General features: G+C 74.3%; 1 protein-coding gene (cut by a window edge). It reads left to right on the forward strand.

Annotated features, from left to right (window positions below; translation table 11 throughout):
* Window positions 1–12,375 carry the start of a type I polyketide synthase gene (locus KQY30_RS34585; protein ID WP_217310436.1) on the forward strand. Its footprint extends 16,266 nt past the window's final position, so the window shows 12,375 of its 28,641 coding nt (coding positions 1–12,375); it begins with the start codon at window positions 1–3; its stop codon lies beyond the right edge, outside the window.

The following is a 12,375-nucleotide window of genomic DNA, read 5'->3' on the forward strand; positions in this document are numbered from 1 at the left end:
ATGGACAACGAACAGAAGCTCCGGGACTACCTCAAGCTTGCGACCGCCGATCTCCGAAGGACGCGGCAGCGGGTCACCGAACTGGAGACGGCCGCTCAGGAGCCGATCGCCATCATCGGGATGACCTGCCGCTACCCCGGCGGGGTCAGCAGCCCGGAGGACCTGTGGCGCATGGTCGAGGCCGGCGGGAACGGCATCTCGGCGTTCCCCGCCGACCGGGGCTGGGACACCGAGGCACTGGCCGGCTCGGCGACCGCCTCCGGCGGATTCCTCCATGACGCGCCCGACTTCGACGCCGAATTCTTCGGCATCTCGCCGCGCGAGGCCGTGGCCATGGACCCGCAGCAGCGGATCGTCCTCGAATCCGCCTGGGAGGCCTTCGAGCGCGCCGGGATCGACCCGGCCTCCGTCAAGGGCAGCCAGACCGGTGTCTTCATGGGCGCCATGGCCCAGGACTACCGGGTCGGGCCCGCCGACGGCGCCGAGGGATTCCAGCTCACCGGCAACACCGGCAGCGTCCTGTCCGGCCGTATCTCCTACACCTTCGGTACGGTCGGACCCGCCGTCACCGTCGACACCGCCTGCTCCTCCTCCCTGGTGGCCGTCCATCTCGCCACCCAGGCGCTGCGCTCCGGCGAATGCTCCCTGGCACTCGCCGGCGGTGTCACCGTGATGTCGAGTCCCGGGACCTTCATCGAGATGGGCCGTCAGGGCGGACTCTCCGCCGACGGGCGCTGCCGCTCCTTCGGCGACTCCGCCGACGGCACCGGCTGGGCCGAGGGCGTCGGTGTCCTCGTCCTGGAGCGGCTCTCCGACGCCCGGCGCAACGGGCACGAGATCCTGGCCGTCGTACGCGGCAGCGCCGTCAACCAGGACGGCGCCTCCAACGGCCTGACCGCGCCCAACGGCCCGTCCCAGCAGGACGTCATCCACCAGGCCCTGATCAACTCCCGCCTCTCGGCGGGGCAGATCGACGCGGTCGAGGCCCATGGCACCGGCACCACCCTCGGCGACCCCGTCGAGGCACAGGCGCTGCTCGCCACCTACGGCCAGGGCCGCGACCGGGACCGCCCGCTGCTGCTGGGCTCCGTCAAGTCGAACATCAGCCACACCCAGGCCGCCGCCGGGGTCGCCGGTGTGATCAAGATGGTCATGGCGATGCGGCACGGAGTGCTGCCCAGGACCCTGCTCGCCGACGAGCCCTCCTCGCACGTCGACTGGGACCAGGGCGCGGTCCGCCTGCTGAGCGAGAACACCGCCTGGCCCGAGACGGGAGAGCCCCGGCGGGCCGCCGTCTCCTCCTTCGGCATCAGCGGCACCAACGCGCACACCATCATCGAACAGGCCCCGCCCGCCCCCGAGAGCACCGACGAGGGCGAGGACCCGGCGGAGCCCCCGTACACCGCGGAGCCCGGCACCGTACCCCTGCTGCTCTCGGGACGGACCAGGGACGCGCTGCGCGCCCAGGCCGCCGCACTGCTGGCGGCGCTGGAGGCCGCCCCCGCGACCGGCGTCCTCGACACCGCCCACTCGCTGGCCACCACCCGGGCCGGCTTCGAACACCGCGCGGTGCTCCTCGCCGACGACCGGCCCACCGCGCTCGCCGGACTGGCCGCGCTCGCCGAGGACCGCGTCCCGGCCGGCCTCGTCCAGGGCACCGCTCGGGGCGACGGCAAACTCGCGTTCCTCTTCACCGGCCAGGGCTCGCAGCGCCTCGGCATGGGCCGTGAACTCCACGCCCGCTTCCCGGTGTTCGCCCAGGCCCTGGACGAAGTGATCGACGCGCTCGACCCGCTGCTCGACCGGCCGCTGCGCGAGGTCCTCTGGGGCGAGGACGCCGACGAGCTGAACCGTACGGAGTACGCGCAGCCCGCGCTCTTCGCCGTCGAGACCGCCCTCTACCGCCTTGTCGAGTCCTGGGGCCTCAAGCCCGACTACCTCACCGGCCACTCGGTCGGCGAGATCACCGCCGCCCATGTCGCCGGAGTCCTCTCGCTCGCCGACGCCGCCGCGCTCGTCGCCGCCCGCGGCCGGCTGATGGGGGCCCTGCCCGCGGGCGGCGCCATGATCGCCGTACAGGCCACCGAGGACGAGGTCGCCCCGCTGCTCGACGGACACGAGGACACCGTGTCCGTCGCCGCCGTCAACGGCCCCTCCGCGCTCGTCCTCGCCGGCGAGGAGGACGCCGTCACCCGCATCGCGGCACGCCTGGCGGAGGACGGCCGCAAGACCAGGCGGCTCCGTGTCTCGCACGCCTTCCACTCCCCGCTGATGGAGCCGGTGCTCGACGAGTTCCGCGCCGTCGTCGCGGGCCTGACCCTCCAGGCCCCGCTCCTGCCGTTCGTCTCCAATGTCACCGGCGAGCCCGCGACGGTCGCCCAGGTCACCTCCGCCGACTACTGGGTGGAGCATGTCCGCAGGGCCGTACGGTACGCGGACGGCGTCGCCTGGCTGCTCGGCCACGGCGTCACCGACTTCCTCGAACTCGGCCCCGACGGCGTGCTCTCCGCGATGACCCAGGATTGCGTCGAGGCCGCGGACACCGCCGGGGACCCGGTCGTGCTTCCCGCGCTGCGCGCAGGCCGCCGCGAGATCCACACCCTCACCGCGGCCCTGGCCGGACTCCAGGTGCGCGGGGCCGCCGTCCGCTGGGACGCGTACTTCGCCGCCACCGGAGCGCGCCGTACCGACCTGCCCACCTACGCCTTCCAGCGCCGCAGGTACTGGCCCAAGGGAGTCCAGGGCCACACCGCCGACCTGCGGGCCGCGGGGCTCGGCGCCGCCCACCACCCGCTGCTCTCCGCCGCCGTCTCCCTCGCCGGCTCCGAGGGCGTCCTGCTCACCGGCCGGCTCTCGCTCCGGTCCCACCCCTGGCTCGCCGACCATGCCGTGGGCGGCACCACCCTGCTCCCCGGCACCGCCTTCCTCGAACTCGCCGTGCGCGCCGGGGACGAGGTCGGCTGCGACCGTGTCGAGGAACTCACCCTGGCCGCCCCGCTGGTCCTCCCCGAGCACGGCGGTGTGCAGGTCCAGCTCTGGGCGGGCAGCCCCGACGACTCCGGCCGCCGCACCGTCCATGTCTACTCCCGCCCCGACGACGGCGACGACACCGCCGCATGGACCCCGCACGCCACCGGTGTGCTCGCGCTGAGCGAGGCGAGCACCGGGTTCGACGCCTCCGTCTGGCCCCCGGCCGGAGCCGAACCGGTCGACACCGACGGGCTGTACGAGCGGCTCGCCGACGACGGATTCGCGTACGGCCCGGTCTTCCGCGGTCTGCGCTCCGTCTGGCGGCGCGACGGCGAGGTGTACGCCGAGGTCGCCCTGCCCGAGGGCGGCGAGGCCGACGCCGAGGCCTTCGGGCTGCACCCCGCGCTGCTCGACGCGGCCCTGCACGCCTCGTCCTTCATAGAACTCGGCGCGGAGAGCCGGGGCGGGCTGCCCTTCTCCTGGGAGGGCGTCTCGCTGTACGCGACGGGCGCCACCGCGCTGCGGGTACGGCTCGCCCCGGTTGCCGAGGACGCGGTCTCCCTCACCGTGGTCGACCCCGCCGGCGAGCCCGTCGTCTCCGTGGACTCGCTGGTGCTGCGTCCTGTCGCGGGACAGCCGCTCGGGGGCGCCGCCCGGGACGCGCTGTTCGCGCTGGACTGGGTGGCGCCGAGGAGCACCGCGCCCGCGCCCGCGTCGATCGCCCTCGTGGGCCCCGACGCGTTCGGACTCGCCGGGGACCCGGCGCTCGCGGCGGCCGGGAACCACCAGGACCTGGTGTCACTGGCCGCGCAGAGCACGGTCCCCGAAACCGTCCTGATGACCCTCTCCGGCGAGCCCGGCGCCGCCGCGGCCCACACCCTGACGGCGGACGCCCTCGCGGCGGCGCGGACCTGGCTCGCCGAGGAGCGGTTCGCCGGATCCCGGCTGGTCTTCGTGACGCGCGGCGCGGTCGGCGGGCACGACCCGGCGGCGGCCGCCGTCTGGGGCCTGGTGCGCTCCGCGCAGTCCGAACACCCGGGCGCCTTCCGGCTCCTGGACCTGGATCCCGAGGGAACGGCCGGGCTGCCGCCGGCGGCCCTCGCCTCTGACGAACCCCAACTGATCGTCCGCGGCGGTGAGATCCGCGCCGGACGCCTGGTCCGCAGGGTCCCCGGCGACACCCCGGCCGCCCCCGTCCGGTACGGCGACGGCAGGGTTCTGATCACCGGCGGTACGGGCGGTCTCGGCGCGGTCCTCGCCCGGCATCTCGTCGCCGAGCACGGCGTACGGAAGCTCCTGCTGGTCAGCCGCCGGGGGCCCGCCGCCGAGGGCGCCGGTGAACTCGTCGCCGAACTGACCGCGCAGGGCGCCGATGTGGCCGTCGCCGCCTGCGACGCGGCGGACCGCGAGGCCCTGGCGGACCTGCTCGCCGCGCACACCGTCTCCGCCGTCGTGCACACCGCGGGCGTCCTGGACGACGGAGTGATCGGCTCGCTCACCCCGGAGCGGCTGGACACCGTGCTGCGCCCCAAGGCCGACGCGGCCTGGCATCTGCACGAACTGACCCGTGATCTCGGCCTGACCGCCTTTGTCCTCTTCTCCTCCCTCGCCGGAGTCCTCGGCAGCGCGGGACAGGGCAACTACGCGGCAGGCAACGCCTTCCTGGACGCCCTGGCCGAGCGCCGCCGGGCCGAAGGGCTGCCCGGCACCTCGCTGGCCTGGGGCCCCTGGGACCGTACCGGCGGTATGACCGGCACCCTCGCCGACACCGAGGCCGAGCGGCTGGCCCGCTCCGGGGTCCCGCCGCTGTCCGTGGAGCAGGGCACGGCGCTGTTCGACACGGCGCTGGCGACCGGCGAGGCCGCCCTCGTCCCCGTACGGCTCGATCTGCCGGCCCTGCGCGCCGCGGGCGAGGTCCCCCCGGTGCTGCGGTCGTTGATCCGTACCCGCTCCCGCAGGGCCGCGGTCTCCGGCTCCGCCACCGCGGGCGGTCTGGTCCAGCGGCTCGGCCGGCTCGACGAGACCGACCGCGCCGATCTGCTGCTCGACCTGGTCCGCGGACAGGTCGCCCTCGTCCTCGGCCACGCCGGCGGCGAGGACATCGACGCGGGCCGCGCCTTCCGCGAGCTGGGCTTCGACTCCCTCACGGCGGTCGAACTGCGCAACCGGCTCACCACCGTGACCGGGCTCCGGCTGCCCGCCACCCTGGTCTTCGACTACCCGACCGTACGCCACCTCGCCACCTACATCCTGGACGAACTGCTCGGCGCGGACAGCGCGTCGGCCGCCCCCGCGCCGGCGCGCAGCGCCGCCGTGGCCGACGACCCGATCGTGGTCGTGGGCATGGCCTGCCGCTATCCGGGCGGGGTGGAGTCGCCGGAGGACCTGTGGCGGCTGGTCACCGAGGGCACGGACGCGATCTCCGGCTTCCCCGCCAACCGCGGCTGGGACCTGGACTCCCTCTACCACCCGGACCCGGACCACTCCGGTACGGCGTACACCCGCTCCGGCGGATTCCTGCACGAGGCGGGCGAGTTCGACCCCGGGTTCTTCGGGATGAGCCCGCGCGAGGCACTGGCGACGGACTCGCAGCAGCGGCTGCTGCTGGAGGCGTCCTGGGAGGCCGTCGAGCGGGCCGGTGTGGATCCGCTGTCGCTGCGCGGCAGCGCGACGGGCGTGTTCGCCGGGGTGATGTACAGCGACTACAGCGCGGTCCTCGCGAGCCCCGAGTTCGAGGGCTTCCAGGGCAGCGGCAGCTCACCGAGCCTGGCCTCCGGCCGGGTCTCGTACACCCTGGGCCTGGAGGGCCCGGCCGTGACCGTCGACACGGCGTGCTCGTCGTCGCTGGTCGCCATGCACTGGGCGATGCAGGCGCTGCGCAGCGGTGAGTGCTCGCTGGCACTGGCCGGCGGGGTGACCGTCATGTCGACACCGTCGGTGTTCGTGGACTTCTCGCGGCAGCGCGGGCTCTCGCCCGACGGCCGCTGCAAGGCCTTCTCCGACGCGGCCGACGGGGTCGGCTGGGCCGAGGGCGTCGGCATGCTCGTCCTGGAGCGGCTCTCCGACGCCCGGCGCAACGGGCACGAGATCCTGGCCGTGGTGCGCGGCAGCGCCGTCAACCAGGACGGCGCGTCGAACGGCCTCACCGCCCCCAACGGTCCCTCCCAGCAGCGGGTCATCCGGCAGGCTCTCGCGTCCGGCGGGCTGACGCCGGAGGAGGTCGACGCGGTCGAGGCCCATGGCACGGGCACCACCCTCGGCGACCCCATCGAGGCACAGGCACTGCTCGCCGCGTACGGGCGTGACCGCGACCCGGAGCGGCCGCTGCTCCTCGGCTCGGTCAAGTCCAACATCGGGCACACCCAGGCGGCGGCCGGTGTCGCGGGCGTCATCAAGATGATCATGGCGATGCGGTACGGCACGCTGCCCAGGACCCTGCACGCCGGGATTCCCTCCTCGCACGTCGACTGGTCCGAGGGCGCGGTGGAACTGCTGACCGAGCAGACGCCCTGGCCCGAGACCGGCCGCCCGCGCCGCGCCGGGATCTCCTCCTTCGGCATCAGCGGCACCAATGTCCACACCATCATCGAGCAGGCCCCGGGGACCGCGCGGGCAAAGACCCCCGCGCCCGCCGGACCGCGCCCCGCCGCCGTTCCGTGGCTGATCTCCGGCCGTACCCGGGACGCCCTGCGCGGCCAGGCGGCGCGGCTGCTCTCGTACGTACGGGAGCGCCCCGGACTCGACCTGCTCGACGGTGCCTTCTCGCTCGCCACCACCCGCTCGCAGTTCGACCAGCGCGCCGCCGTCGTCGCCACCGACCGCGACACCCTGCTCAGGTCACTGGCCGCGCTGGCCACCGACCGCCCCGACGCCGCGCTCGTCGAGGGCGAGGCGGCCGGGCGCGGCAGGACGGCGTTCCTGTTCACCGGCCAGGGCAGCCAGCGGCCCGCCATGGGACGCGAACTGTACGAGCGCCACCCGGTGTTCGCCGAGGCGCTCGACGAGATCGCCGCCGTACTCGATCCACTGCTGGACCGCCCGCTGCGCGAGGTGCTGTTCGCCGCTCCGGACACCGCTGAGGCGGCACTGCTCGACGAGACCGGCTGGACCCAGCCGGCCCTGTTCGCGGTCGAGGTCGCGCTGTTCCGGCTCGTACGGTCCTGGGGTGTCAGGCCGGACTACGTGGCGGGCCACTCGATCGGTGAACTCGCCGCCGCCCATGCCTCGGGCGTGCTGTCGCTCGCCGACGCCTGCGCCCTGGTCGCGGCCCGCGCCAGGCTGATGCAGGCACTGCCCTCCGGCGGCGCGATGGTCGCCGTACAGGCGGGCGAGGAGGAGATCACCCCGCTGCTGGCCGGACTGTCCGAGCAGGTGTCGGTCGCCGCCGTCAACGGCCCGGAGTCCGTCGTCCTCTCCGGGGACGAGGACGCCGTCCTGGAGCTCGCCGCCTCCTTCAAGGCCCAGGGGCGCAAGACCAAGCGCCTGCGGGTGAGCCATGCCTTCCACTCGCCGCGCATGGCCGGGATGCTCGACGCGTTCCGTGACGTCGCCGCAGGACTCACCTACTCCGCGCCCGAGATCCCCCTGATCTCGAATCTGACCGGCGCTCTCGCCACCGCCGAGCAGGTCGGCTCCCCGGAGTACTGGACCGCCCATGTCCGGGAAGCGGTCCGCTTCGCCGACTGCGTGAGGACCCTGCGCGACGCGGGCGTGACCACTTTCCTGGAGCTGGGCCCCGGCGGGGCGCTCTCCGCGATGGCACGGGACACCCTCGGCGACTCCGACGACGCGGCGCTCGTCCCGCTGCTCCGGGCCGACCGTACGGAGGAAGTCGCCGTCACCACCGCGCTGGCCCTGCTCCAGACACACGGGGCCGCACCGGACTGGCGGGCCTACTTCGCGGACAGCGGCGCCCGCCGGGTGGACCTGCCGACGTACGCCTTCCAGCACGAGTTCTACTGGCCGCAGCTCAACCGGCCGGGCCTCGCCGGGATCCCGGCGGACCCCGGGGACCAGCGCCTGTGGGCCGCCGTGGAGCGCGGCGACGCCGACGAACTCGCCACGATCCTCGGCCTCGGCGAGCAGGAGCACGACTCGCTCGGCTCCCTGCTGCCCGCGCTGACCTCCTGGCGGCGCGGCGCGAAGGAGAAGACCCTCCTCGACTCCCTGCGCTACCGCGCCGAATGGACCGCGCTGCGCAGGCCCGCCGCCCCCGTCCTGGACGGCACCTGGCTCCTCGTCACCACCGACGCCGTCGACGAGACCCTCTGCGACGAGCTGACCGGCGCGCTCGGCGCGCACGGCGCCCGCGTACGCCGGCTGGTCCTCGACGCCTCCTGCGCCGACCGGGCCGTCCTCGCCGAACGGCTGCTCGCCGTCGAGGAGTACGACGGCACGGCCAGCGTGCTGTCCGTCCTGCCGCTCGACGAGCGGCCGAGCGCCGCGCACCCGCCGCTCACCGACGGTCTCGCCCTGACGGTCGCGCTCGTCCAGGCACTGGGCGACACCTCCGCGCGGGGCCGGCTCTGGACCGCCACCCGGGGTGCCGTGTCCACCGGGCCCGGCGACCCGCTCACCCACCCCGCCCAGGCCACCGCCTGGGGCCTCGGCAGGACCGTCGCGCTGGAATACCCCCGGCTGTGGGGCGGCCTGGTCGACCTGCCGGAGACCTTCGACCAGCGGGCCGCGCAGCGCCTGGCCGGACTGCTCGCCACCAAGGACGCCCCCGACGGCGAGGACCAGGTGGCGCTGCGCGCCTCGGGCGTCAGCGGCCGCAGGCTCGTCCGCCACGCCGTCGAAGAGCTGCCCGCCGCCCGCGAGTTCACCGCACGCGGCACCGTCCTCGTCACCGGCGGCACCGGCGGCCTCGGCGCCGAGGTGGGCCGCTGGCTGGCCCGTTCCGGCGCCGAGCACCTCGTACTGATCAGCAGGCGCGGCCCGGACGCGCCCGGCGCGGCGGAACTCCGCGCCGAACTGGAGGAACTGGGCGCCCGCGTCACCATCACCGCCTGCGACGCCGCCGACCGCGACGCGCTCGCCGCCGTACTCGCCGCCGTCCCCGACGGACTCCCGCTCACCGGAGTGGTGCACACCGCGGGCGTCGGCCAGTACGGGCCGCTGGCCGACACGGGACTCGCCGAATTCGCGGACCTGACCTCGGCGAAACTCGCCGGGGCCGCCCATCTCGACGCCCTCCTCGGCGACCGGGACCTCGACTTCTTCGTCCTCTTCGGCTCCATCGCCGGAGTCTGGGGCAGCGGCGGCCAGAGCGCCTACGGAGCGGCCAACGCCTATCTCGACGCGCTCGCCGAGCACCGCCGCGCCCGCGGTCTCACCGCCACCTCGGTGGCCTGGGGCCCCTGGGCCGAAGCCGGTATGGCCGCCGACGAGTCCGTCTCCGGCACCTTCAGGCGCCAGGGCCTCGGCTTCCTGGAGCCCGGCCCCGCCCTCACCGAACTGCGCCGCGCCGTCCTGGCCCAGGACACCACCGTCACGGTCGCCGACATCGACTGGGACCGCTACGCACCGGTCTTCACCTCCGCCCGACCCAGCGCCCTGCTCGCCGGTCTGCCCGAGGTACGGGCACTCGCCGAGGCCGCCGGGGACCGGGCCGCCGACACCGGCAGCGCCTCGGAGTTCGCCATCCGGGTACGCGCCCTGGCCGAGCCCGAGCAGACCCGCCTCCTCACCGATCTCGTACGGTCCGAGGCCGCGGCCGTCCTGGGCCACAGCTCCGCCGACGGTGTCCCGGAGTCCCGTGCCTTCCGCGACATCGGCTTCGACTCGCTCACCGCCGTCGAACTGCGCAAGCGCCTGGCCGGAGTCACCGGTCTCACCCTGCCCAGCACCATGGTCTTCGACTACCCGACCCCCGTGGAGCTGGCGCACTATCTGCGGGCCGAGATCCTCGGCGCCGTCCTGGAGGTGGCGGGCCCCGTCGCCACCGGCGCCGCCGACGACGAACCCATCGCCATCATCGGCATGAGCTGCCGCTTCCCCGGCGGGGCGGGCTCGCCCGAGCAGCTCTGGGACCTGGTCGTGCGGGGTGGAGACGCGGTCAGCGAGTTCCCGGTCAACCGCGGCTGGGACGCCGAGGCGCTCTTCGACCCGGACCCGGACCGGCAGGGCCGTACGTACTCGACACGCGGCGGATTCCTGCACGAGGCCGACGCGTTCGACCCCGCCTTCTTCGGTATCTCCCCGCGCGAGGCCCTGGTGATGGACCCCCAGCAGCGGCTGCTGCTGGAGACCACCTGGGAGACCTTCGAGCGCGCCGGAATCGACCCGGCGGCCGTACGGGGCAGCCTCACCGGCACCTTCATCGGCTCCAGCTACCAGGAGTACGGGCTCGGCGCGGGCGACGGCGCCGAGGGCCACATGGTCACCGGCAGCAGCCCCAGCGTCCTGTCGGGCCGGCTCTCCTATGTCTTCGGTCTGGAGGGCCCCGCCGTCACCGTCGACACGGCCTGCTCGTCGTCGCTGGTCGCCCTGCACCTCGCCTGCCAGTCCCTGCGCAACGGCGAGTCCACGATGGCCGTCGCGGGCGGCGCCACGATCATGACGACTCCCGCGCCCTTTGTCGCCTTCAGCAGGCAGCGGGCCCTCGCCCAGGACGGCCGCTGCAAGGCCTTCTCCGACGACGCGGACGGCATGACCCTCGCCGAGGGCATCGGCATTTTGCTGGTCGAGCGTCTCTCCGACGCCCGGCGCAACGGACACCCGGTCCTCGCGGTGATCCGGGGCTCGGCGATCAACCAGGACGGCGCGTCCAACGGTCTGACCGCCCCCAACGGCCCGTCCCAGCAGCGGGTCATCCGCCAGGCCCTCGCCAACGCCGGACTGTCGCCCGACGAGGTGGACGCCCTGGAGGCGCACGGCACCGGCACCCCCCTCGGCGACCCCATCGAGGCCCAGGCGCTGATGGCCACGTACGGCAGGGAGCGCGACCCCGAGCACGCCCTGCTGCTCGGCTCGGTCAAGTCGAACATCGGGCACGCCCAGTCCGCCGCCGGTGTCGCCAGTGTGATCAAGATGGTGATGGCGCTGCGGAACGGTGTTCTGCCGAGGACGCTGCATGCGGAGGTTCCGTCGTCGCATGTGGACTGGTCGTCGGGTGCGGTGCGGCTGCTGTCGGAGGCGGTGGAGTGGCCGGACACGGGCCGTCCGCGCCGCTGCGCGGTCTCGTCCTTCGGCATCAGCGGAACGAACGCCCACACCCTGCTCGAACAGGCCCCGGAGGACGAAGAGCCGGCGGAGTCCGCGCCCGCCGTCGAGCCGGTGCCGGTGGCGGGCGGCGCGCTGCCCTGGGTCGTATCGGGCCGGAGCGGTGCGGCCCTGCGCGAACAGGCCGCGCGGCTCCTCTCGTACATCGAGACCCAGGACCCCGGCCCGAGGCCGCTCGACGTCGCCCACACGCTGGTGGCGTCGCGCGCCGCCTTCGAGCACCGCGCGGTGCTCGTCCCCGCCGGGGACCAGGACCATGTGGCGGCGCTGCGCGCGATCGCGACGGACGGACCGTCGGCCGCGGTCGCCCGGGGTGTGGCCGATGTCGAGGGCAAGACGGTGTTCGTCTTCCCGGGGCAGGGTTCGCAGTGGGCGGGCATGGGTGCCCAACTCCTTGACGAGTCCCCGGTTTTCGCCGAGCGGATTGCCGAATGCGCGGCGGCTTTGAGCGAGTTCGTGGACTGGTCGCTGGTGGATGTGCTGCGCGGGGCCGAGGGTGCTCCGACGCTGGAGCGGGTCGATGTGGTGCAGCCCGCCTCGTTCGCGGTGATGGTGTCGCTGGCGGCGGTGTGGCGCTCGTACGGTGTGGAGCCCGCGGCGGTCGTCGCCCACTCGCAGGGCGAGATCGCCGCCGCCGTGGTGTCCGGGGCGCTCTCGCTCCAGGACGGCGCGCGGGTGGTGGCGCTGCGGAGCCAGGCGATCGGGCGCCGACTGGCGGGGCGTGGCGGGATGATGTCGGTTCCGTTGCCGGCCGGAGAGGTCGAGAGCAGGCTGGAGGCCTGGCCGGAACGGATCTCCATCGCCGCTGTGAACGGCCCGCGCTCCGTGGTCGTGTCGGGTGAACCGGAGGCGCTGGACGAGCTGTTCGGTGAACTGACCGCTCAGGAGGTACGGGTCCGGCGGATCGCGGTGGACTACGCGTCGCACTCGGCGCAGGTGGAGGATCTGCGGGACGAGCTTCTCGATGTGCTGGGTCCGGTGCGTCCTCGTGCGTCGCGGGTGCCGTTCTTCTCGACGATGACCGGTGGGTGGCTGGACACCGAGGTCATGGACGCGGGCTACTGGTTCCGCAACTTGCGGCAGCGCGTCCTCTTCGCCGACGCCGTCCGTGAGCTGCTGGGCGCGGGACACCGTACGTTCGTCGAGGTCAGCTCGCACCCCGTACTGGCCATGTCCGTACAG

It is taken from the genome of Streptomyces sp. GMY02, from assembly GCF_019056675.1.
In the GTDB taxonomy this organism is placed as follows: Bacteria; Actinomycetota; Actinomycetes; order Streptomycetales; family Streptomycetaceae; genus Streptomyces; species Streptomyces odonnellii.